Here is a 24,042-nt window from a genome sequence, read left to right on the forward strand (position 1 = left end):
ATGTTGAGAACGAGGAAACTCGTTCTTTTTCGCATACCTATGAAAAAATGTAAATATAAAATTGAAGGAAAGAGATAACCATTGTATAATGAAATTACAAATGAAAGGGTGGCAAATATGAAAATCATAAAATATTTTATCGTGCTATGTACAATTTTATTTTGTCTACCTTTTATGGGGATAAATTTAAGCGATAGTATACATGCACAAGATACAGTTGAAGCTGATACTGAGACAGAGCGGTTTTTAAAATGGTATGAAGAACATAAAGATTTTGATAAAAATTATGAAATGTTTGAATTGAAAGAAGACATTTATTTAGATGGAGGAACTATTGAGCAGCCTATTCAATTTAACGGAACTAGCAAAAGTATGTATATTGATGCCAATAATCATACTATTTATATCAGAAGTTTCGTTGAAATTGATCATGATGGCTTAACCTTTTATTCGTCATCTAGTGAACCAACCAACCCTACTATGGTAGTAACACAAGAGGCACAACTAACTCTAAAACAAGGAGCTATACAAGGAGGAACAAGCGCCTTACGTGTAGATTCAGGACAGTTGATTTGTCCCGAAAGCAAAAAAGAGGGAAGTTTCGTTAATAACGAGGATGCATATCGTTTTCGCTTATGGGGATTTCGCAATGTAATTGATATTCGTAAGGGAAATATGGTATTAAAGAATCTTTCAATATGTGTTCAAGGAAATGAAGAAAATACAGATGTTCTTGCCATACAAGCAACACAAAATATCACAATACAGGATAGTTATATATTTGCTGAAATAGATCCTCAATATGGTATACATAACAGTCAAGCAACTGCTATACATGCAGGTAATCGTATCACATTAAGCAATACTCAAATCATCGCAAAAGGAAGCGATGCGAAAAGTGTTGTAAGTAGTGCAGGTGTAGAACATATTATCGCAGATACTACTACTTCCATATCTCCAGCAATCGATTTGCCTGTGAAATATGATGATATCTATCGATTACAAACCATCCTTTCACCAGATACGATGAATGTACCAATTCATATGAATAGTAATCAATGGGTACTTCCAAAAACGATACGATGTAAATTGCGTTATTTATATGATGAACACAAGGAAGCAGAAGAAGTGGAACTTGCTGTTACTTGGAACGTTGAACATATAGAGGAGTATTTGGATTTGTATGGAGAGTTTACAATTACAGGAAGTTTCTCACAAGAAGAACTTGCTAGTAAACATATCTATAAAGCCAATTCCTTAAATCCAACATTAAAAGTAAAAGTAGTACGTGCAGATTTAATGGATACCATATCCTTCTCAGAAATAAATGCGGATGCGACTGTGGCTAATGTGAAAGTTTTTATGTATCGTCCATATGGAGCAACCAGTGTTGTATTGCAATATAGTAATGATGGAATACATTGGGTTGATGGATATTGTAATCGTGAACAAGATCAAGAGAAAGATACGAATTTGTTACGTTCTAGTGAACGTTTATCTGAAAAACTAATAACACATGTATACTTTCCAGAACTTAAGCATGGAGGATATATTCGTTCTGTGATTGTAGGTGGACCTTTTGAAGGAACATGGAAAGCAAATAAGCTAACCATTGACAATTTGTTCTCTGAAATTGATGGAGGTGGCGGAAACCGTGGAGGTGGAGGCCAAAATGAAACAGGTAGAGATAAACCCGAGCAAGAAGAAGACTCCACTCAACAAGAAAGTGTTATAAAAGAAACTGCACTCAATAAAGTTAAGAAAGAAGTAACACATAAAAATATTAGTCAAGATGAAACGAATACGATATTAAATACTAAACGTGCTAGCAAAACTGATGAAATGACATCTTCTATCCTATGGGAGGGTTTCGTAGTTACGCTACTTACAATAGCTGGTTTCCTGGTATGGAAATATAAAAAAATAAAACAACAATAAAAAAATCTGAGTGATCAGATTTTTTTTACTTATCTAGTTCTTTACGAATCGCTTTTGCATTACTTGCGATATCTGCACTTGTTCCTTTGGTCAATAATCCACCAAAGCCAATGCAATCTACGCCTGCAGAAATCCAATCTTGAATGGTTTCCAATGTAACACCACCACTTGCCATAATAGGCATATAAGGAAGAGGAGTTTTTAGTACTTTCACTAAATCTTTACCATAGAAGTTAGAAATAGGGAAGGCTTTAATCATAGACGCGCCTGCCTCCATTGCTTGTACCATCTCAGTTACACTTGTACATCCTGGCATATAAGGAATTCTATAACGATTACAAGTCTTCGCTACTTCGGGTGCGAAGTTTGGCGCAATGATAAACTGTGCACCAGCAAGTATTGCAAGTCGTGCTGTTTCGCTATCTAAAACAGTTCCAGCTCCCACAAGAAGAGTATCTTTGTATTTCTCTTTTAATGCTTTGATCACCTCGGCAGCATTAGGAAGTGTGAAACTAATTTCCATACAAGGAATTCCACCATCGATTAGCCCATCTGCTATTTCATAAGCTCTTTGAGTTGTCTCTACACGCACAATAGCCATTGCTTTTATTTCGTCAAATCTTTGTAATATTTTATACATGAACGCGAACTCCTTTTCTATCTTTTTGTATTGTTTCTACAGGTACTTTATGTTTCGCAAAGCACTCTAGTAACGCTTGTTTCTTTGACTCTAAATCTTTTCCAAGAAAAGGATAATCAATATGAATCATATATACACCACTCGCGTGTTCCACATGACTTCCAAATAATAAGAATTGCACACTATGATGTTTTTCTTTCATGGTTACCTTTTCTAAATCTTTCCACTTCATGGTATATGTCTTATTGCTTAAAGAATTGATTTGAATTTCTTTATCATCAATACTGCAAATCGGTTTGTTTTTAAATAGACGTTTCACATTACGAATAGCGCCCTTTATCATAAACCAACAAATAGTTAATAGAAAGAAAATCATGAGAGGATCTAAAGAGACATAAAGACATAAGGCTGGCATCATGAGGAATAGTAATAGATATAAGATACAAGATAGTGTTAGTTTTACACGATCGAAGGGTATACGAATTGATTTCATAAGATTATCCTTTCTTCCTACATATGATAGTAGGAAAGCATTGCTTTTATTTTATCGACAGATTCTTCGCTCAAATCACATACAGGATAACGAGCAGGACCTACTGGGATTCCCATCAAGTGAACCGCCTTTTTCAATACAGAAGGAACCGTTCCTAGTTTTAATACATCACGAAGTGGTTCGATTTCATTTTGATAATATGCTGCTTTTTCTAAATCACCTTTTTTAAAGTTATCATATACTGCGACATCAATATCTGTTAATAGATTACTCGTTCCAGCAACAGCAGCAGTAGCACCCATTTTAAATGCTTCTAGCATTTTAGAATCACTACCAACCAATACTTCAAATTCATTTCCATTTGCTGCCTTTAAGTAATCTTTCATATTGTCCATGTTGCCACTACTATCCTTAATTGCTACGATATTTTTTACTGCAGCTAATTCACGAACAACCTCATAGCTTAAATTAATACCTGTACTTTTTGGAATGTTGTATAAGATAATTGGAAGATGTACTGCTTCTGCAATCATTTTATAATGTGTAATCAATTCTTGTTCTTTTGGGGCGATGAAGTACGGTGTAATTACAGATAACGCATCAGCACCTAATGCCTCCATTTGTTTAGATAAACGAATGACAGAAGCTGTTGAATTTCCACCTGTACCAACATATACAGGAACGCGATGATTTGTTTTTTCGATTACAAATTTTGCGAAGGTAACCTTTTCTTCATCTTCCATAACATGGAATTCTCCATTACTTCCTAAAATAAATAGTCCTTTTACACCATGTGCAATTAAGTGTTCTATCAATTGCTCTGTCGCATCATAGTTAATTTCTTGTTGTTCATTAAATGGTGTTACTAACGGTGTAATAATTCCTTCGAATTTCATATGCTCTCTCCTTCGTTTAATGTTTCTTTAATGCTTTTTCCAAGACTACCACCTGGATGCCATTTAACATATTGTTTTGGATCTAAATTCTTTTCATATTGTAATAGAATACTTAAACATTGAAGAACGATGATTTCCGCAAGAATGGAAGATCTTGGAGGTTTGTTCATGGTGTCTCCTTCATGAGATACACCCGCATATAGTGCAACATCTCCTTCTTTGGCAAGCCAAGATTCTAGATTACCACAAACAGAAATAATTTTCGCTCCGTTTTGTTTCAGCGTATTCACAGTTGCCATCAATTCTTTTGTTTCTCCTGAATTACTAATGGCGATTACAACATCCCCTTCTTGTACTTGACCACTGCTTCCATGCACTGCTTCAGTTCCATGTAATTCATAACATGGGGTACCAGTAGAGGATAATAAACTTGCAATATATCCAGCCACATGTCCTGGTTTTCCAATACCTGTTACATGTACACGATTCTTATTTTTTTCTGCATTGATGATAAGATCCCTAGCCTTAATCAATGCTTCATAATCCATTTGTTCACGAAATTGTTCTAACTCTGATGCTTCTATCGATAAGAACTCTTTAATTTGTTCTTGTTCTTTCATTTTGTATTACCTCCTATATTTGTTATCATCTATCCCTAAAAATAAGAACAAGGAAGTTATCCTTGTTCTTTATATTTCTATATTATCCAAAGATACTTAAGATCTTGTGTAGGAATGCTCCTATGATATTGTAGTCAACGTTAGGGAAACTTGCTCCTGCAATACCCATTTCAGAGAATGCTGGATACAGAATGAGTGGAAGTGCAGTTAATGCAATACCAACTATAAAGCTACCTACAAGGGCACCTTTCCATCCACCATACGCGTTACCGAATACACCACAAGTACCACCAGAGAAGAAGCAGATACCAGCAGCTGGAATCATAATTGTTGGACTACCCATTACAACCATTGCAGCCATTGCAGCCAAACCACCACAGAAGGATCCAATGAAACCAATCAATACAGCAGTTGGAGCGAATGGGAAGATTGCAGGACAGTCAACTGCAGGTTTAGAGTTAGGAATGTATTTTTCAGAAATAGCAACGAACGCTGCAGTAATTTCTGCGATGAACTGACGAACACCATAAATCAATACACTCATACCTGCTGCAAATTGAAGAGCCTGTAAGAATGGGTAAACAAACCATAAGTCATTTCCTGATTTTTCTAATACGAAATCCATGTGTCCATTTACTACACAAGCAATTACAGCTACGTAGAATAAGACAACCATGAACAATGCTACTGAGAAGATAAAGTCACGGAATAATTCAAAGAATTTAGGTAAATTAACAGTACTAGCATCTTTGTGTTCTTTGTTTCCTTTGTTGAACAATTTTCCAACATAACCAGAGAATGCATAACCAATACAGTTAAAGTGACCGATTGCTAAGTTGTCTGCCCCAATGATTTTGTTCATGAATGGCTGACAAAGAGATGGTAATGCCGCACCACAGAATCCTAATAAGATACCTCCACCAATAACAGTTACAGGTGTAGGAAGTCCACTAGAGATAAATACTAATGCAAGTACACATGCAAAGTATAAGAAGTGCTGACCTGTTAAGAAGATTGCTTTGAAACGAGTAAATTTAGCAAAGAATAAGTTCATCACGAATCCAAGTAGCATAACTAAGGCCACTTCGGTACCATACGTGTTTAAGGCGAGCCCTGTGGCTACCTCCACCTGCGTGGTAACACCCTGAATTCCAAATCCTGTATTAAATAATTCTGTAAATGTTGTAATAACGCCAGACATTGCGCTTGAACCGATATTGAAGATCATAAATCCAATGACAGTCTTCATCGTTCCACTCATGACATCTGTTGCTGATTTCTTTTGAAGTAATAAACCAATTAAGGCAATTAATCCCATAATTAGCGCAGTATTTCTGGATTGCGCTAGTATCGCATCTAACATATATGTTCTCCTCTCCTAATGTTAATTTCTATAAATTTTAAACCCCTTTTGTGGCAAGGAATTCGTCCATTTTGGCTTTCATTTCTTCCTTGTCCATAATGTTTCTGATACCTAATGCGTAAGGTACTTTGTCTTTTAGCTCGCCAGCTAAATCATCCATCGTGATGACCAAATCTCCAGAGAACCCCATAAGTGAATCCAAATTCCCATGTTCAGTTTCAATTGGGTAATTGTTTTCTTTGATTACTTGATCTGCTTTGATTTTGAGCAACATACTAGAACCCATTCCAGCACGACAGCATACGAGAGCTTTATACATCTTTGTTTCCTCCTATCTTTCTTGATTTAAATAGTTCATAATTTCTTGAGGGTCTTTCGCTCTATCTAATAGCTCAAAGAACTCCTGCTTCTCAAATAATCCTGCTAATTCAGCCAATGCATTTAGATGTTTTGTATTATCTGTAGCACTTAAACTAAATAAGTATTTCACTGGATCATTATCCTTGTTGCCAAACTTTACTGGATCCTTTAATGTAGCAATCCCAATAGCAGTTTCTAACGCGCCTGCCTCTGGTCTGGCATGAGGCAATGCGACATGCTTGGTGATTACAATATAAGGTCCTAGTTCCAACACGCCTTTGATAATTTCTTCAACATAGTTTTCATTTACTTTCTTGTTTTCTACAAGCGGAGCTACCGATTCCCTTATGGCAGTTTTCCAATCACTCGCTTCTATGTTTAAGCGTATCAAGGATGCGTTACATAATTCACTTAACATTTGTTCACCTCCGTCCATGTCTTTCGTAGCACTAGTACTTACACCCACATTGTAAAATGGGATAGAATGTTTCGCAATTGTTTTTGTGCTCTACTTTTGTGTGCGATTATGACAAAAAGTAAGCATAACTAGTCATGATTTATTTTTGTAAAGGATGCATACAAAAATTGTACATGATTTTGTTTGCACTCCCTTCCATTATAAACTACAATACTTATATAGAAAGGAGAATTTCACATGGATAATGACTTATTAACCCTGATTCGTTTGTTGTTAAAAAAATCTTTATTAACAACTTCGGATTTACAAAATGAAACACATTCCACTCGAAGACAGGTTGCATATCGTGTAGAGAAGTTAAATCATATGCTACAAGACCACGTATGTAAGCCAATTACTTTTGGTGTCCATGGAGAAGTTTACCTAGAAAAACAAACAAAACATGCTTTAAAGAAAATCATGTCTTCTGTAAAAGGGGATATGAGTTATATTATGAATAAGAAAGAACGCATGATGTATATGTATTTCATGCTTTTTCTGCATATGGATTATGTATCTCAGATGGATTTTATGGATCAATTAGGAGTAAGTCGTTCTACCATCTTATTAGATTTTAAAGACCTTCAACAAGAGTTGAAAGAGAATGGAATTGAAATAAAAAACAACCGAACACATGGCTATCACTTAGCAGGTGAAGAATTACAAATCCGTAGCTATATGATGCAGTTGATTATTTGTTTCCTTGCGGAAGAGAAGAATACCAAAGTATTCGATTTGTTTATTGATGCGTACCACTTGGATACCTTTGATTATTTTCAATTGGTCATTATTGAACTTGCGAAACAATACCAAATTCGTTTCGTAGAAGATCGCTTAAGTGAATTTATTTACATCTTTATTTTCTTACGTGTACGTATGCAAAGAATGCAAAATGATCCAGAAGAAATTGCACATTTATATGATGTAGGAATTATGGATTCTTTAAAGGAATATCATTTCACAAAAGAATTATTAAAAGAAAGACCAACAAAGAAGCCACTAACAGAAACGGATATTTATTATATAAGTGCTTGGATTCTAGGGATTTCTGTTGGAGATGTAGAAGAAGATACGGCAGATTGTGCTGTTATAGCAGAGATTGTTGAAAAGATTATGGTGCGTTTTGAATCCTTAAGTGGAATTCACTATAAGGATAGTGAAGATATTTTTCGTAAACTCTACTCACATTTTAGACCCGCATATTATCGATTATTGTTTAAGCTGCCTATTGTTAATCCATTATCAGAGCGTGTAAAAAGTGAATATGCAGACTTATATCAGCTTATCAGTGAAACAGTACGTCCTTTTACAGGTCTATTTCATAAGGCAATTCCAGAAGCAGAAATTGCATATCTAACCATTCACTTTACCGTCATTTACTCTAAAACGAGAGCGAGTGAAGTAGTGCCAAGAAAGAAAGCTCTTATTGTTTGTTTAAATGGAATTGGAAGTAGTGCAATCTTATATAGTGAACTAACAGAACTGTTTCCAGAAATGTATTTCTATGCTCCAATGGAGTCTAGTCGTGAATTAGATAAAGATTTAAAAATCGATATCATCTTTACAACCAATGATATGTTAGATATTGATACAGGTGATATTCCTGTGATTAAAGTAAGTCCCGTTATGAACTTTAGCGAACGTTATCAAATATCAAGAGAAGTATATTACCAACTTGGAAACTCCACGTATCAACAACCCAATACAAAGGCAATTTTAAATATCGTAAGAAAACACGCAAATATTCATAACGAAGCACAATTAGAAAATGAACTTATAACATATTTCTCTGCGATGGATATTAAAGAGGAAAAGAAAACACCATCTGCAACTCTATTACATATGGTAGATGAACACACGATATGTTTGCATGTAGATGCGAAAAATTGGGAAGAAGCCATTCGTATATGTGCGCAACCAATGATTGATCATGCGTATATTAAATCTGCTTATGTAGAGGAAATCGTACGTATCATGAAAGTAGAAGGGCCTTTTGTGGTTATCACAAAACATGTTGCACTTCCTCATGCAAAGCCAAGCGCAGGAGCACTTAGAAGAGGAATAGGCATAGGAGTTTTAGAAGAACCTATTGTATTTGGCAATAAGGAACTTGATCCTATCAAATATATATTTACGCTAAGTGCTACTGATAATGAGAGTCATTTAACCGCAATGTCACAATTACTAGATATGTTCAACAATAAAGCATTCTTTAAAATGTTAGATAAAGCAGATTCATCAAAAGAAGTGTTTCATTTCTTGGAAAGTGAAATTGTATAAAAAAAGGGAGACGAATCTTTATATTCGTTTCCCTTTATGACAATCTACCTGTAGGACTACATGTTAAAGTGACTCCTCGACTAGTTTTTATACCAGTATTATTCTTTGCGGTTGCACTAGCGCTGGCACTATTACCAGAGTTAGAAGCACTTTTATTATATTTAGACCAAAAGCTATTGAGAATTTATTATTACTCTCCTTCCTGTGGGATTGGGTTCTCTGTGATAGTTGTTTCAATACGGATGTTTAATAAACTGTCAGCAGCACCCTCATATTCTTGATTAACTTTAAGGATTCCTGTAATTCCTATCAAGAAAATAGCAAATATTCCAGTATACATCAGAAAAGATAGACGTTTTTTCTTATCTAGCTGCTTTATGATTTGCTCTGGCTCAATTCCGTTTATATAAGAAATAGCTACCTCGTTAGGACTACCAAATTTTGTTATCATTTCAGTATAGTTATGAATTTCACAATTTTCATAAGAACGAATAATTTTTTTATTTAGTGATATGATAAATTCTTTACTTTCTTTTGAATTAATAGGAATTAAAGCATTGATACAATGCACGTATTCTTTAATTAATTTTTTCATACTATTGCCCCTCATCTTCACTTGGTGCCCACATACCTTTTTGAGCTTCTTTTTCTTCCTGAACAGCATCAAGGAGTTTCTCCAAACGATAAGCGTCATAAGTATAAATGCCAAATATTACTATAAGTGTGCTGATAATAAAGCATAAAAACAATTTCTTGCTTTTTATATAGCGAGTTATTCTTTCTGTTTCTATGGTTTCAATATAAGAGACTGCGATATCTTTTGGAGTTCCAAAGAGTTCTACAATATTTTTGTAAGTTGTTGCATTCTCATTCTCGCAAGTTTGAATGATTTCATTTTTTAATTTCTTTAGAAATTCTTTTTCTTGTTTAGAATGCATAGCAATCAACGACTTTACTTCACTCATATACAAAAGAATATACTCTTCCATAATTTATTCCCCTTTTTCTCCATACTGGATGATTTTAAAAACTCCCTCGATGTTTAGTTTAAACTCTTTTATAACGTTCTCTAGGTATTCAATTCCTGTATCCTCTATATGATAATAAACACGAATCTTTCTGTTTACGATTTTATCTTCACTTGTTATGTAACCTTTTTTTAATAGATTATACATAATAGGGTACAAAGTACCTTCCTTTATGGTGATTGCTTCATCTGAAATCTCATTCATTAACTTTACGACTTCGTATCCATAATGATCATGATTTCGTAAAATGCTTAATACTAATAAATCTATATTAAAAAAACTATTCGACTTTGCCATAATTCTCCTATCTTTTCTTCCGTTTATAGTATAACACAAACACAATCAACACAAAAATACTATTTTTATAAAAGTATGATTTACAAAATATATAGACGAGTGTATAATATGGATAGGAAGTACTTTCAAATACAATGAAATTCAACAACCATTTTTATCTTTTGTTAGATGAATATCCATATGAAAAATATTTAAAATATTTGTAGTGTTTTAGTTGCTTTTACATTTTTATCCTTGAATTCAAATCATAAATGCAAACAGGCTAACGTTGATAATGTGGAAGTCCAAGAATTCATTGATAGAATAGCAAGAATAGAAAACAGAACAATATTACAAGATGAAATAGTTGAGTATGATGTTGAAATGAAGTAATCACTATTATTAAGGACCAAAATGATGAGTTTTCTATGTATCGTTCTCTGTCAGATGAAGAACAAGTAACAATGGAACCATCCACAGAAACTAGAGGAATTATAAAATTATATGGGGAGTCATAAAGAAAATATATGCAGGTGGAAAGGCTATGTTTAAAATTGTACAGTTTGGAACAGGTGAAGATGTATGTGAGATGATAGGTAGAGCGATGTTAGAGAATTTAGCCACAAACGAAAGATATAAAGTAGTATCTTATCTTGAGAAAGATCCGAACTGCAACCCACCTCATTCACAACAATGTAATATGGCACCATATGTTTACTGGAGCGCCGTTGTTCAAACAGTATAAAAGGGTTTGTTGAAAGAATAGTTAATTAATAGAAAAGAGAGGACATAAAATGAATGATAATCTTAAGATAATAGAACTAGCATTGAAAAAATCAAAATTCTGGTTGATTATTATGTGCTTTGAAAGTGTAGATATTTTGTTTTTGGACCAAAAACTATCCTTTTCATCCTTAAGCTTTTATCTTACATTACTTATATTTGTATTTGGAATAAGTGATATTATTGAAAATTACAAAAAGATAAAAAAAGAAATAAAAAACAAAAATATAAAAACTATATCGATGTAAAATTAATGTAACTAAAGCCAAATACAATATTTTATAATTTAGTAAATTTGAATTAATCTATATATTTCATGACTATATTTTATTAAAGATTATTATTTAGTTTCCTATTAGAATCTGTAGTATACTACCTCTTTTATATGGTAGCATAACAGTATTTGGAATTGTAGTAGTTTCACAAAATATTTGTGCCCGCGTGCGAGGTGCGGGGGAATGGAGGAAATAATGAAAAAAATATTATGGAAGAATTTAAATGCAAAGGAAAAATTTATTCGTTTTAAAAAAACATCATGGTTGGGATTAACTGCAATTATTGTATCTTTTTGGAAATTAGAGCTATCTACTGCTGTGGTGATTACGGCTGTGTTAATTGTGGGGTATATATTCTCTTTTAAAGAATTAAAAAAATTATCAAATATATATGATAGTTAAAAGGGCAGTATGTAAAATTCCAATAACAATACTAACATGAGCATTTTTGAAGTCGATGAGTAGATACAGGAGAAAATGGTGAAAACACATTCTATCATAGAATTTAAGGATAAAAGCACACACTTTAAAGGGAAAGAATGGTATTTAATGTGCTTGAGTAATTACTGGTTTCAGATGCAAGTAATGATACAATATGGTAAGTGATTGAATTTAAACCTAATTTTGAAAATAATACAATGACTTTTTAAACTTTAAACAAGAGTATGATTTGAGAAGGTAATTAGAGTGATATTGCAGTGGTGAATGCTGCAGCAAATGGGAATAGAATAAGGGTTACAATTACTGATTCAAAGCTTTGTTATACATCCTATTCACAAATAGTAACTTTCAAGGAGGTATCATAAATGCGAGAGCAGCTGACATTTTTCTTACATAAGTTTTTCTTTTCTGCATTAAATATGTTGCTAGTTGTCGTTATATCATTATTGTTGAGTAAAAATGATGATGTTTGGCAGCAAGTTCCTATCATCATAGGAGTTTGCCTTCTACTTGACATGATTATAACTTTTATATATACATTACTACATTATCGCAAGTAAGAAATTTTAAAAAAATGCGATATATAATAGGATGTTAAAAATCGAATTTATAAGAAAACATAACGGGGGATAAACAGTAAATCTTATGAAACTATTAATCAGTGCAGTTGGATCTGGTGCAAACAAGGTGAATGCACAAAATGCGTATAATTATTTTTACAGTAGCAAACCTTAATTAGGAACAAAGAAAACTAGTATGTATCAAATTCAAAGGAGACCAACAAAATGGAAGAAAATAATAAACCAACAGAAGAACAATGGGTTACTAAAGAAGAAATAAAGAAGATTGGAAAGCATTTTATTCAAGCAATTATTTCCACATTGCTATTCTTTATATTTATGTATTTGATAACAAATCTAGGAAATTAGCACGTAAATGATTATGTATATGAGATAGGCATGAAATACTATGTTTATCTCTTTCTTGAGTTACTGGAGGAAAGGAGGGTCTATATGAGTACAAAAAAGTTACTTTGGGGTGTTGTATTTCTAATTGATATCGTATTCATGGGGTATGCACTTTATTACACCTTTACAAAGATTAGTATTCAATCGGTTTTATTGACGATCATTACAATTGGAATGCTCGTATCATCTGTCTTTAAATATTTGAAAGAACGTGAGAAAGGCAATGTGTAATTACCTTTTGTAATAGAACAAGATTAAAATTTGTATATATAGTGTTAGAAATGAAGGAGGGGCATTGTATGCAAGCAAGCCTTATTAGTTTTATCATACTACTTTTAGTTTATATAGTTCTAAAGGTAATCGTTTATAAAAAATACAAAGCAGGGAATCAATTATTTCTAGTCTTGCATACAACAAGATTTAGATGGATACTGATAGGAATTACTGCGTTGTTTATAAGTTCTATCTTTTTTGGAATTAGCTATATGTATGCCTTACTATGGCTAGTGGGAATTCAGTGTGTTGATATGGTATTGTTTATTGGTAGTAAACAAGTGTAGGAAGGGTTTGTGAAGAACTCTTCTTTTTATTAAGAAGTCTTCCTTGCTAAAACAGTTGGTTGTGCCCCCCCTCATTACTAGTGTTGTTACATTTATGGTGTAACAATGAGGTATATGATAATACCATAAAGGTGGTAATATCATATGAACAAAATAGCTATTGAAGATTTAAAATGTATCTCAGCAAAAGAGCTTCATGAACTACAACTAACAATCAATAATCTTGTGAAAGAGAAACTAGTTAATGAAAGTATGTTATTAGCTCACTGTGATCAAGATGTTTTGTGTTGCCCTCATTGTAATTCGCACAAAATCATCAAATACGGCACCAACAAACAAGGTAAGCAACGTTACCAATGCAAAAATGAAGATTGTTAACATGTTTTCATTTCAGAAACGAATACGCTTCTGTTTTCCACAAAGAAAATTAAAGCGCAATGGGCAACTTTTATTCAGGCATACCTAGAATAACGAACATTGAAAGTATGTGCGGATTTGTCCAACATAAGCGAAGATACTGCTTTCCGCTAGAGACATAAAATCAATTATCTTTTAAACAAACATGAAAACAAAACTCATTTGCAAGGTTTAGTAACACTAGATGAAACTCTATACAACGTGAATAATAAGGGAGTAGTTTCAGAGGTGCATCCCTGACAAAGTACGAAATCTATCTATACTTAGTTATCTTTTATCCCAACGGTTGCATAGCAAAACGTAATGTTTTTTTCAGTAGGCATAACTCGTAGATATGTATTTCCATTGTTATCATAATATTTACTAGTATTTGTAGTGGTTGTGCTTAAATCATCACTGGATTTATGTCTTTCACCATTAAATTCAGAATATATAAGTTCTATCTGTCTATTGTCATTATCATCAATTGTTTGAGGAAGAAAATCTTCTTGTGGAATGTATACAACAGTATAGTTTCCATTGCTCTCCCTCGTCAAACTAACACAAGGTGATATGATTTCAAATTCCCTGAATTCTTCAAGATCTTTAAATAAACTGCGATCCCCTATTGTTACATCATAAGTAGCTAGAGTATCCCTAGCGTTCCATTCTCGATCAAATGTAAAACATATGGCATTTCCAATATACTTCGGTTCATACTTCGTTTCATGAAATGTATTGTCCATCCATAAAATAGATTCCTTCAAATCAATTGCTTTGGCTAATTGTAAATCTCGATACATAAACTCCATCTGTGAATAATCAGGAGCATCATAATTCGTTCCTGTGCTATTGAAATATGGTTTATAATTGAAAACTGCCATTTGATGCCTTTGATTTAAAAATGATACTTTTTTTATTGGTTCAAGAGAAGGTGCATCCTCGCTAAAAAAAATACCAACCATAGTGATTTCAGATAAGAATTCTTTTAGATTATTATTCTTTAACACCATATTTTTAGGAAACATATTACGTGGAATGTATTGATTATTTACCTCATACTCTTCAAAAACTAAGATACTTTCATAAACATCACTATTTAATTCTTGCGTTAATTGATTTAATATTGCATCTTTAATATCTTCTAACTGATAATTATCACAGCCATTGTAACTTTTTTTATCTCCTTCTATCGCCACTTTAAATTCTTTCCCCTTGTAAAGCATATCCAAATAAGCACTACCATCCAATTTTGGATCAAAATCGGGAATAGGAGAAGTATCTATTCTGCCTAAATTGATTTTTTTCACTGTTGCATCTATATCATATTTTTCTTTTATATATGTTATTGCATTTTCTTCCGCCTGTTTCTTATATTGTTTTTCCTCATCTATATCTGCACGACTTTTACAAGCAGCTAATGTAACAAATAAGAAAAAACAAGAAAAACATATCATAAATTTGCGCATTATATCTCCCTTTCTTTCACTGTATAAATATTGTGATTATCAAAACTATTTTGAAAACAATAATTAATAATTTTTCACACAGTGTCTTAGTAATAACTTCAATAAGTCACCTTTATTATACCATTGTTCTAAATAAAAAATTCAAAAACAAGATAAGGTAGCATTTAATAAATCAACCTCATTACAATCCTTTATCCAATTAATAATACCTTGCTTTCGCCCAATAATTAACATATTATTTCTATAGCTATAAAATATACATGAATTCTATGATTGGAAAGAATAATTAGTTTAGTGACAAAAGGAGATTGTATGAAAGTTAAATTTGATTCAGATAATTATAAAAAAAATTTTATCGAAAATGATATTGCTTTAGTGAATAAGCTAAAGAATAAGATAAATGATTCTTTTATTTATGTCATATTAGTTTATGCAATTTTGAATACAATATTTTCATTTGCTGTCAATGAATTCATAATATTGAGTATAGGGATTTCTTTCATATCATTAGCACTTGTGTTTTATCTACATTTATTGACAAAGCAATATAAAAAAAATAGAATATTTAAACTCTTAATAAAAAATTATATGATGAGAGGCATCGTTTTTATTATATTATTTTTGTTTACTATTATTATTACAATAATATCCCTTCCAAACATTGGAGATATTAAACAAATTTGGTCTATCATCTTCATTATAGGAAGTTTAATCGGAGCAATTATTCTTTTGTATATTGATAACAGGTATATGAAAATTGAACCTCTTGAGCGAGTAGCATTGCCTTGCATAACTTTAGGCTTGATTAGCTATTTAATAGTAAAAACATTAGGGACTCATGTTGATATGTTTGTTATTGTTTTATTTGTATGTTACATATTAGGCTTATCCGGTATCACTACCAATATAATTCGTTCAATCCGGCTACTTAAATACGCTCCACAAGATGTTTTAGATCATACTGAATAATTCAAAATATACTAAAAGAACAATCTAAATCAATTGCTATAGTAATAGGCGTGAGCTTTGTTACATACATATTATGTTTTCCACTGTAATTATAACCTGTTAAATATAATTAATATGTCTAAATATTTAAATTCCTTGGATCATACGAAAATTTTATTGTAAGTGTAATGCCACTTATATCCTTCTTCTGTTCTTTGACTTAACTGTTCTCTAGCATTATTTATAGCTAATGATAGTTTCTCTTTCACAAGATTATAAATTGTTAGTTGTAGTTCATGAAGCTCTTTTGCTGGGATACATTTTAAATCTTCAATAGTTATTTTGTTCATATGATATTACCACCTTTACGGTATTATCATATACCTCATTGTTACACCATAAATTTAACAATACTGACAATGAGGTTTTTTTCACAACCAACTGTTTTAGCAAGGAAGACTTATTTGAAAAAGCAAACTAGAAAGTGGAATTGCGTTTTAAAATACTATAGAATAGTACTATATGAGGAAGTGATGTTATGATTTTATTTGTAAGTGGTCGTTGTGATATACCAGCATATTATAGTACATGGTTTTTTACTCGTTTAGAAGAAGGATTCGTGGATGTTAGAAATCCATTTAATCCGCATCAGATTTCTAGAATACAATTGAATCCACAAAATATTGATGTGATTGTGTTTTGTACAAAGAATCCAATTCCTATTATGAATAAGCTAGATGAGGTTCCTTTTCCATTTCAAATGCAAGTTACATTCACTCCCTATAGAGAAGATATAGAACGTTTACCTAATAAGAAGGAAATTCTACAAAGTATTCTTACGCTTGCGGATAAATTAGGTGAAAATCGACTAGTTGTTCGTTATGATCCAATATTCTTAAGTGAGGTATACACAATAGAGTATCATGAAGTTGCGTTTACGAAGCTTTGTAAAACATTACAGGGGCGTGTAGGAAAAATTATTATTTCTTTTGTGGATATGTATAAGAATACAAAAGCGAATATGGAAACGATGCGTATGGTGGAAATGAACGAAGCTTCTATGCGTAAGATAGGAGAGGTGTTTGGTAAAATCTCGAAACAATATGGGATACTTGTACAGACATGTGCTGAGAAAATTGATTTAAGTAAATTTGGTATTATAAAAGGATTGTGTATGGATCAAAAAGAACTTGAGAAGATTGCGGGACATTCTCTTTCTCATATTAAAGGAAAGGGAGTACGCGATACTTGTGCGTGTATGAATAGTGTTGATATAGGAGATTACAATTGTTGCGCACATCATTGTTTGTATTGTTATGCAAATTATGATGCTAAACAGATTGAAAATAGAATGAAACTGCATGATCCTAAGAGCAGTGTATTAATTGGATGTATAGAAGCGGAAGACTATATCGTAGAGAGGAAAGAAAAGAGTGTATTACAAGACACGTTATTTTAGTTAATATATTATCCAATTATTGACAATATAGTAAAAATAAGATAATATATTATCTATGATAGATATATATAAAGTAAAGATGGCTCCAGATTATCAAAAAGAAATTGTTGAAAATGTCCGGAATAGAAGAAAGGAAATGAAATTGAGTCAAGAAGGTTTAAGTAGAAAATCCGGTGTAAGTTTGGGATCTATAAAACGATTTGAAAATAGTGGAGAAATTTCATTATTTTCTCTAATCAAAATCGGTATGGCGTTAGAGTGTCAAAATGATTTTTCGCAATTGTTCCAGAGAAAGAAGTATCAAAGTATTCAGGAGGTAATTGATGATCAAATATAAAAAATTAGAAGTATATTATAATTCATCATGTGTGGGAACTTTAGCCATTATGAAGGATGGTAGAGTTGCGTTTGCCTATGATGATGAATGGCTTCTTCATGGTTTTAGTATATCTCCATTTTCTTTGCCTTTAGAAAGTGGTGTGTTTGAACCAAAGAGTTATGAACCATTTGATGGACTGTTTGGAGTTTTTTATGATAGTTTGCCAGATGGGTGGGGAAGATTATTGGTTGATCGATTATTGCAAAGTAAAGGTGAAAATCCAAATGAGATAACAAGTCTAGATCGTCTTGCGATTGTTGGCGAATCAGGCATGGGAGCTTTATCTTATAAACCAATATATGAATTACATAAAGAGAGTGAGATTATTGATTTTGATTATTTAGCAAATGAATGCAAGAAAATTTTGAATGATGAGAAAAGCGGAACATTGGATGAGTTGTTTTTCTTGGGAGGTTCTAGTGGAGGTGCTAGACCTAAGATATTGACAAAGATTCATAACGAAGACTGGATTATAAAGTTTCCATCTGCAATGGATCATGTAAATATTGGAGAAATGGAGTATTCATATAACAAATGTGCAAGAGCGTGTGGTTTGAATATACCTTCATTTCAATTATTTGCTTCTAAACAATGTAGTGGATATTTTGGCGTCCAACGATTTGATCGCATGAAGGATAGCCATACAAATAAAGTAAAAAAACTACATATGATAAGTGTCAGCGCTTTGTTAGAAACAAGTCATCGCGTTCCTAGTCTGGATTATACTATTTTAATGAAATTAACTATGATGTTAACCAACAATCATGAAGAGTTAATGAAAATGTATCGCTTGATGTGTTTTAATGTGTTTGGACATAACCGAGATGATCATAGCAATAACTTTAGTTTTATATATGATGATACAATTCGAACGTGGATTCTATCACCTGCATATGACTTAACATATAGCTATTCCATAGGTGGAGGACATGCGACGAGTGTTCATGGAAATGGTAAAAATCCAGATATCAATGAATTATTAGAAGTTGCGTTAGAGGCAGGGATTGATAAAGGAAAGGCATTGATTATCATAAAGCAGATGAAAGAAACAATAAAACGTATGTTGAAAGAATATTTGTAAGCATATATCATTTAAACATTCAAATTTTTTATTATGAGAAAATGCGGTAGAATATAAAAAAGGTGTACGATATGAAAATGATATTACACGTGAATGTGAAGCCTACAAAAGAAGATGAACATATGACAAAACTTTTTTTAGAAGCGGTGAAATGGGAAATCAAAAAAATACTTTGAAGAGGTACCCAATTGCGAAGTATGATGGGTGCAAGAAAAAAGGATATCTAGAGTATCTGGATGGAAGTAAAATATATGATTTCTAATAGAAAAGTGTATTATATTGCGAGTAAGATTTCAAAAGTAAATAGGTAAGGTATAAAAAGAGATGAAATGTAAGCGTATTTCATTTTAGGTAGGTAAGAAATAGTAAAAGATTGCGTGAATTGCTATTGTAATAAATAAAGAATTTTAGTAAAATAGAAGAGTATTGACGATCGCTTGTATATATCCCGAAATATGGTCGGGAAGTTTCTAGCCCTTTACCTTAAATGAGGGGACTACAAGCAAACGGATATGTCTAACGTATCGAATAACGGAAGGCGTACTTGTTTGCTTGTGCAAACAGGTACGTCTTTATATTTGTATAGGAGGTCTTACTTATGGTCTTAAGTAGATACGCTATAACAATTACACAACATACGCGTTTTTAAGTGTACATATTGGGAAAAAAGCAATATGTATTTTTTTATTTCTAGGAGGAGAAAACTATGACAAACAACAAACCACTTGTATCAATCCTTATGGGAAGTCGTTCAGACTTACCTACTATGGAAAACTGTTTTAACCAATTGAAAGAGTTCAATATTCCATTTGAAGCTCATGCTTTATCTGCACATCGTACACCGAATGAAGTAATCGCGCTTGCGGAAGGCGCAAAAGATCGTGGCATTAAAGTGATCATTGCGGCAGCTGGTGGAGCGGCACACTTAGGTGGCGTAATTGCTTCTAGTACAACACTACCAGTGATTGGTGTTCCTATTCAAACAAGTGCATTAGGTGGTATGGATTCTTTACTATCTACGGTACAAATGCCTGGAGGAATCCCTGTAGCAACTGTTGCGATTGGAAAAGCAGGTGCAAAGAATGCAGCAATTCTTGCGGCTCAAATGATTGCTTTATTTGATGAAGATATGGCAAACAAAATGGTGGAATTTAAGAAGTCTATGGCTGACAAAGTAGTCGCAGATTCTGTTATTGAAGTAGAATAGAAAGGGTAGAGTGAAATCTATGAATTATCGTGTTTTCGTAAAGAAGAAAGAAGCATATCAAGTTGAATCAGATTCTTTGTTTCATGAGTTAAAGCAGAATCTAAGTTTACATAGTTTAGAGGGAGTAGAACTCTACAATACCTATGATATTTTTCATGGAGATGATAGAGATTTAAAGTTGTTGAATGAAAAGGTTCTTTCCGAGAAAGTAACAGATGTTGTTTATGATTCTATTGATTTAAGTGGAAAAACATTTATTGCATATGAATGTTTACCAGGACAGTATGATCAACGAGCTGATAGTGCACAACAATGTCTTATGTTGTTAAATAATAAACAAGATGTAGTTATTAAGAGTGGACGTATTGTTGTTTTAAATGGAGCTTTGACACAACAAGATGTGGATGCTGTAAAAAAATATTTAATTAACCCAGTAGAAAATCGTGAGAAAGATTTGAATGTATTGGGATATGAAGAAGATGTGGAAATCGAAGCTGTACCAGTATTAAAAGGATTTTGTGAATTGGATGATGCTGGATTAGAGGCGTTGCGTAGTGAACAAGGGTTGGCTATGACACTTGCTGATGTATTGCACATTCAAGCTTATTTTAGAGATGAGGAACACCGTGATCTTACCTTAACGGAGTTGAAGGTGTTGGATACGTATTGGTCAGATCACTGTCGTCATACGACGTTTGAAACGATTTTACAAAATGTAAAGTTTGATGCAGGTTCTTTACAGGATACGATGCAGAAAGCGTTTGATACATATTTGAACTTACGTGAAGAAGTACACGGTGGAAAGAAAGTCATGACATTGATGGATATGGCTACGATTGCTGGAAAGTATTTACGTAAAAAAGGAAAATTGGATGATATGGAAGTAAGCGATGAAATCAACGCTTGTTCTGTAGAAATCACAGTTGACGTAGATGGAGAAGATCAACAATGGTTGTTGATGTTCAAGAATGAAACACATAACCATCCTACAGAAATTGAACCATTTGGTGGAGCTTCTACATGTATTGGTGGGGCTATTCGTGACCCATTGTCAGGAAGAAGTTATGTATATCAAGCAATGCGTATTACGGGAGCTGGTGATATCACAAAAGATATCAAAGAAGCACTTCCTAACAAACTACCGCAATCACGCATTTCTAAAGGGGCTGCGGCAGGTTATTCTTCTTATGGAAACCAAATCGGTTTGGCTACAACCTATGTAAAAGAAATCTTTAATGATGGGTATGTCGCAAAACGTATGGAAGTAGGAGCTGTTGTTGGTGCTGCGCCAAAAGATAATGTAGTACGTAAGACACCAGCTGCAGGTGATATTGTTGTATTGATTGGTGGAGCTACTGGACGTGATGGTGTTGGTGGAGCTACAGGTTCTTCTAAAGAGCACAACGATACATCACTTACAAAATGTTCTTCTGAAGTTCAAAAGGGAAATGCTCCAATCGAACGTAAACTACAAAGATTATTCCGTAATCCAGTAGCGACTCGTTTGATCAAAAAAGCAAATGACTTTGGTGCTGGTGGTGTTTCTGTTGCGGTTGGAGAAATCGCGGATGGATTGATTATCGATTTGGATAAAGTACCAGTAAAATACAATGGTTTATCAGGCACAGAGTTAGCAATTAGTGAATCTCAAGAACGTATGGCTGTATTGATTGAAAGTGATAAGTTTGATGAATTCAAACAATTGGCATATGAAGAAAACTTAGATGCATGTATAGTTGCGGTTGTTACAGAAGAAAAACGTTTGGTAATTAACTTCCATGGTGAAGAGATCGTAAATATCTCTCGTGCATTCTTAGATACAAATGGAGTACGTGGACTTCAAGATGTATTGGTTACAGAAGGACTTACTACAATGGATCCATTCCACAGTAGCGTAAACAATATCAAAGAAAACTTAAAACAACCAAATGTAGCATCACAGATTGGATTGGCAGAAATGTTTGATTCATCTATCGGTAAATCTACGGTTATGATGCCATTTGGTGGAAAATATCAATTAAGCGAGACGGAAGGTAGTGTACAAAAATTACCTGTCTTTGGATTTACAAATACTTGTAGTATTATGACACACGGATATCATCCAGAAGTGTCTTTATATTCACCATATCTTGGGGCTGCTTATTCTGTTGTTGAAGCACTTGCTAGAGTTGTGGCGATGGGTGGTAATTATGCAACTTGTCGTTTGACAAATCAAGAATACTTCGAACGATTGAATGATCATCCTGAAAAATGGGGAAAACCAATGCAAGCTTTATTAGGCTTGATTGAAGCAGAAATGGCATTTGAAACACCAGCAATTGGTGGAAAAGATTCTATGTCTGGTACATTCAATGATATTACGGTACCTCCAACATTGATTACATTTGCAGTTACTACAGAAAAGACAGCGAATATTATATCTCCTGAATTTAAGAAGGACGGAAGCTATATTTATTTGGTAAAACATACACCGAATAAGAATATGACTCCAAATTACGATATGTTAAAGAAGAACTTTACAACAGTTCGTAATTTGATTTTGAACAATAAAGTAATGAGTGCTTCTACTGTAAAATTTGGTGGTATTAGTGAAGCTTTATGTAAAATGAGTTTTGGTAATAAAATTGGTGTTGATGTTACTACAAAAGAAAATGTATTTGATCTTTCTTTAGGAAGCATCATTGTAGAAGCAGATTTGCCTTTAGATGAAGAAAACTTCATCTTATTAGGAACTACAACAAATAACGATTGCATTAAGATCAATGAAGAAACAATTTCAATTGAGGAAGCTATTTCTGTTTGGTGTGAACGTTATGATGCCTTGTATCCAATGCATGTAAATGCAAAAGAACAAACGATTGAAACACCAGTTTATAAGGCAATAGAAGTGAAGAAAGCACGTAAGACTTACGAGCATCCAAAAGTTATCATTCCGGTATTCCCAGGGCAAAACTGTGAATATGACACAAAACAACAATTTGAAAGAGCAGGAGCAGAAGTAGAAGTCTATGTATTCAATAACTTGAACGTAGAAAGTATCGAACGTTCTTTAAAAGAATTAAGTGAAAAGATTGCGGCTGCGCAAATCTTGATGATTGTTGGAGGATTCTCTAGTGGAGATGAACCTGATGGAAGTGGTAAATTCATTGCGAATGTATTAAGCAATCCATCTGTAAATGAAGCAGTTCAAACATTGTTAGCAAACGATGGTTTAATCTTAGGGATCTGTAATGGATTTCAAGCATTGATCAAATCAGGATTGTTACCTTATGGTGATATCACAAAACTGAGTGAAGATTCTCCTACATTGTTTAGAAACGATATCAATCGTCATATAAGTCACATGGCTTCTACTCGTATTACTTCTAATAAATCTCCTTGGTTAGCGGGATTTGAACCAGGTGCAACACATAGTGTTGCCATGTCACATGGAGAAGGTAAGTTTGTAGTAAGTGAAGAAATGGCAAAACAATTATTTGAAAATGGACAAGTTGCAACTCAGTATGTAAATCTTGATGGAAATCCTACGATGGATGGAACTTACAACTTGAATGGATCTACTTATGCAATTGAGGGTATTACATCTGCGGATGGAAGAATCCTTGGTAAAATGGGACATAGCGAACGTTATGAAGAAGGACTCTTTAAAAATATAGCTGGAGATAAGAACCAAAACATCTTTAAAAACGGTGTTGACTACTTTAAGAAGTAAGAAAGTGAGTATA

27 protein-coding genes and 1 riboswitch are annotated in these 24,042 nt (G+C 33.2%); of the genes, 15 read left to right on the plus strand and 12 right to left on the minus strand.

What is annotated here, in order from left to right; genetic code table 11:
• The first annotated feature begins 117 nt into the window (after positions 1–117).
• Complete coding sequence (locus tag ACWG42_RS06065; RefSeq protein WP_455790850.1) at positions 118–1,938, plus strand: hypothetical protein; 1,821 nt, start codon at positions 118–120, stop codon at positions 1,936–1,938.
• Positions 1,939–1,963: 25 nt separating this feature from the next.
• Here ACWG42_RS06065 and eda read toward each other — a convergent pair whose 3' ends face one another.
• The 7 genes from eda to ACWG42_RS06100 all read right to left on the minus strand — a co-directional run bounded on the left by eda (position 1,964) and on the right by ACWG42_RS06100 (position 6,746).
• Positions 1,964–2,578 carry a bifunctional 4-hydroxy-2-oxoglutarate aldolase/2-dehydro-3-deoxy-phosphogluconate aldolase gene (eda, locus tag ACWG42_RS06070; protein WP_455790851.1) on the minus strand — a complete coding sequence of 205 codons (615 nt, stop codon included), beginning with the start codon at positions 2,576–2,578 and terminating at the stop codon, positions 1,964–1,966.
• Positions 2,571–3,071 (minus strand): hypothetical protein, encoded by a 501-nt coding sequence (locus tag ACWG42_RS06075; RefSeq protein ID WP_455790852.1) that lies wholly within the window; start codon positions 3,069–3,071, stop codon positions 2,571–2,573. The genes eda and ACWG42_RS06075 overlap by 8 nt, the downstream gene beginning before the upstream one ends.
• 17 nt (positions 3,072–3,088) lie before the next feature.
• Positions 3,089–3,967 (minus strand): 4-hydroxy-tetrahydrodipicolinate synthase, encoded by an 879-nt coding sequence (gene dapA, locus ACWG42_RS06080; RefSeq protein ID WP_455790853.1) that lies wholly within the window; start codon positions 3,965–3,967, stop codon positions 3,089–3,091.
• Positions 3,964–4,587, minus strand: a complete 624-nt coding sequence (locus ACWG42_RS06085; protein ID WP_455790855.1) for a KpsF/GutQ family sugar-phosphate isomerase — start codon at positions 4,585–4,587, stop codon at positions 3,964–3,966. Before ACWG42_RS06085 ends, dapA begins: the two co-directional genes overlap by 4 nt.
• Before the next feature lie 82 nt (positions 4,588–4,669).
• Positions 4,670–5,950: a PTS ascorbate transporter subunit IIC gene (locus tag ACWG42_RS06090; protein WP_455790857.1), complete on the minus strand. Its 1,281-nt coding sequence runs from the start codon at positions 5,948–5,950 to the stop codon at positions 4,670–4,672.
• A 37-nt stretch (positions 5,951–5,987) separates the two neighbouring features.
• Positions 5,988–6,269 carry a PTS sugar transporter subunit IIB gene (locus tag ACWG42_RS06095; protein ID WP_455790858.1) on the minus strand — a complete coding sequence of 94 codons (282 nt, stop codon included), beginning with the start codon at positions 6,267–6,269 and terminating at the stop codon, positions 5,988–5,990.
• A gap of 12 nt (positions 6,270–6,281) precedes the next feature.
• Positions 6,282–6,746, minus strand: a complete 465-nt coding sequence (locus ACWG42_RS06100; protein ID WP_455790860.1) for a PTS sugar transporter subunit IIA — start codon at positions 6,744–6,746, stop codon at positions 6,282–6,284.
• A 219-nt stretch (positions 6,747–6,965) separates the two neighbouring features.
• On the opposite strand from ACWG42_RS06100, the gene ACWG42_RS06105 reads away from it, so the two are divergent.
• A complete protein-coding gene (locus tag ACWG42_RS06105) occupies positions 6,966–9,047 on the plus strand; it encodes a BglG family transcription antiterminator (RefSeq protein WP_455790862.1) in 2,082 nt (693 codons plus the stop codon).
• Positions 9,048–9,237: 190 nt separating this feature from the next.
• On the opposite strand, the gene ACWG42_RS06110 is transcribed toward ACWG42_RS06105, so the two are convergent.
• Genes ACWG42_RS06110 through ACWG42_RS06120 form a run of 3 tightly spaced genes read right to left on the minus strand, consistent with a single transcriptional unit; the run spans position 9,238 to position 10,372 of the window.
• Positions 9,238–9,642, minus strand: coding sequence for a hypothetical protein (locus tag ACWG42_RS06110; RefSeq protein WP_455790863.1), 405 nt, complete (start codon positions 9,640–9,642; stop codon positions 9,238–9,240).
• 1 nt (position 9,643) lies between these two features.
• Positions 9,644–10,036 (minus strand): DUF6120 family protein, encoded by a 393-nt coding sequence (locus ACWG42_RS06115; protein ID WP_455790865.1) that lies wholly within the window; start codon positions 10,034–10,036, stop codon positions 9,644–9,646.
• A 3-nt stretch (positions 10,037–10,039) separates the two neighbouring features.
• Positions 10,040–10,372, minus strand: coding sequence for a PadR family transcriptional regulator (locus tag ACWG42_RS06120; protein WP_455790867.1), 333 nt, complete (start codon positions 10,370–10,372; stop codon positions 10,040–10,042).
• Positions 10,373–10,895: 523 nt separating this feature from the next.
• On the opposite strand from ACWG42_RS06120, the gene ACWG42_RS06125 reads away from it, so the two are divergent.
• From ACWG42_RS06125 to ACWG42_RS06155, 7 genes are all read left to right on the plus strand, one after another.
• Positions 10,896–11,096 (plus strand): hypothetical protein, encoded by a 201-nt coding sequence (locus tag ACWG42_RS06125; RefSeq protein ID WP_455790868.1) that lies wholly within the window; start codon positions 10,896–10,898, stop codon positions 11,094–11,096.
• Positions 11,097–11,145: 49 nt separating this feature from the next.
• Positions 11,146–11,382, plus strand: coding sequence for a hypothetical protein (locus tag ACWG42_RS06130; RefSeq protein WP_455790870.1), 237 nt, complete (start codon positions 11,146–11,148; stop codon positions 11,380–11,382).
• A gap of 222 nt (positions 11,383–11,604) precedes the next feature.
• Entirely contained in the window at positions 11,605–11,811 is a 207-nt protein-coding gene (locus tag ACWG42_RS06135) for a hypothetical protein (RefSeq protein ID WP_455790871.1), read from the plus strand.
• Positions 11,812–12,635: 824 nt separating this feature from the next.
• Positions 12,636–12,779 carry a hypothetical protein gene (locus ACWG42_RS06140; RefSeq protein ID WP_455790872.1) on the plus strand — a complete coding sequence of 48 codons (144 nt, stop codon included), beginning with the start codon at positions 12,636–12,638 and terminating at the stop codon, positions 12,777–12,779.
• 84 nt (positions 12,780–12,863) lie between these two features.
• Entirely contained in the window at positions 12,864–13,049 is a 186-nt protein-coding gene (locus ACWG42_RS06145) for a hypothetical protein (RefSeq protein ID WP_455790874.1), read from the plus strand.
• A 68-nt stretch (positions 13,050–13,117) separates the two neighbouring features.
• A complete protein-coding gene (locus ACWG42_RS06150; RefSeq protein WP_455790875.1) occupies positions 13,118–13,378 on the plus strand; it encodes a hypothetical protein in 261 nt (86 codons plus the stop codon).
• A gap of 144 nt (positions 13,379–13,522) precedes the next feature.
• Positions 13,523–13,756 carry an IS1/IS1595 family N-terminal zinc-binding domain-containing protein gene (locus ACWG42_RS06155; RefSeq protein WP_455790877.1) on the plus strand — a complete coding sequence of 78 codons (234 nt, stop codon included), beginning with the start codon at positions 13,523–13,525 and terminating at the stop codon, positions 13,754–13,756.
• A 302-nt stretch (positions 13,757–14,058) separates the two neighbouring features.
• Here ACWG42_RS06155 and ACWG42_RS06160 read toward each other — a convergent pair whose 3' ends face one another.
• Positions 14,059–15,243, minus strand: coding sequence for a hypothetical protein (locus ACWG42_RS06160; RefSeq protein WP_455790878.1), 1,185 nt, complete (start codon positions 15,241–15,243; stop codon positions 14,059–14,061).
• Between the two features lie 312 nt (positions 15,244–15,555).
• On the opposite strand from ACWG42_RS06160, the gene ACWG42_RS06165 reads away from it, so the two are divergent.
• On the plus strand, positions 15,556–16,212 hold the full coding sequence (locus ACWG42_RS06165; RefSeq protein WP_455790879.1) for a hypothetical protein: 657 nt from the start codon (positions 15,556–15,558) through the stop codon (positions 16,210–16,212).
• Positions 16,213–16,352: 140 nt separating this feature from the next.
• On the opposite strand, the gene ACWG42_RS06170 is transcribed toward ACWG42_RS06165, so the two are convergent.
• Positions 16,353–16,541, minus strand: a complete 189-nt coding sequence (locus ACWG42_RS06170; protein ID WP_455790881.1) for a hypothetical protein — start codon at positions 16,539–16,541, stop codon at positions 16,353–16,355.
• Between the two features lie 188 nt (positions 16,542–16,729).
• Here ACWG42_RS06170 and ACWG42_RS06175 point away from each other — a divergent pair, with 188 nt between their 5' ends.
• The 5 genes from ACWG42_RS06175 to ACWG42_RS06195 all read left to right on the plus strand — a co-directional run bounded on the left by ACWG42_RS06175 (position 16,730) and on the right by ACWG42_RS06195 (position 24,029).
• Complete coding sequence (locus tag ACWG42_RS06175; protein ID WP_455790883.1) at positions 16,730–17,650, plus strand: DUF1848 domain-containing protein; 921 nt, start codon at positions 16,730–16,732, stop codon at positions 17,648–17,650.
• 55 nt (positions 17,651–17,705) lie between these two features.
• A complete protein-coding gene (locus ACWG42_RS06180) occupies positions 17,706–17,987 on the plus strand; it encodes a helix-turn-helix domain-containing protein (RefSeq protein ID WP_455790885.1) in 282 nt (93 codons plus the stop codon).
• The gene (locus ACWG42_RS06185) at positions 17,974–19,110 is read left to right on the plus strand and encodes a type II toxin-antitoxin system HipA family toxin (RefSeq protein WP_455790887.1); all 1,137 of its coding nucleotides are present in this window, start codon (positions 17,974–17,976) and stop codon (positions 19,108–19,110) included. Before ACWG42_RS06180 ends, ACWG42_RS06185 begins: the two co-directional genes overlap by 14 nt.
• Positions 19,111–19,527: 417 nt before the next feature.
• A riboswitch (purine riboswitch) is annotated at positions 19,528–19,629 on the plus strand.
• A gap of 187 nt (positions 19,630–19,816) precedes the next feature.
• A complete protein-coding gene (purE, locus tag ACWG42_RS06190; RefSeq protein WP_455790889.1) occupies positions 19,817–20,317 on the plus strand; it encodes a 5-(carboxyamino)imidazole ribonucleotide mutase in 501 nt (166 codons plus the stop codon).
• Positions 20,318–20,336: 19 nt separating this feature from the next.
• Positions 20,337–24,029 (plus strand): phosphoribosylformylglycinamidine synthase, encoded by a 3,693-nt coding sequence (locus ACWG42_RS06195; RefSeq protein ID WP_455790891.1) that lies wholly within the window; start codon positions 20,337–20,339, stop codon positions 24,027–24,029.
• The last annotated feature ends 13 nt before the right edge of the window (positions 24,030–24,042 follow it).

The sequence above is a fragment of the Amedibacillus sp. YH-ame10 genome, from assembly GCF_053848885.1.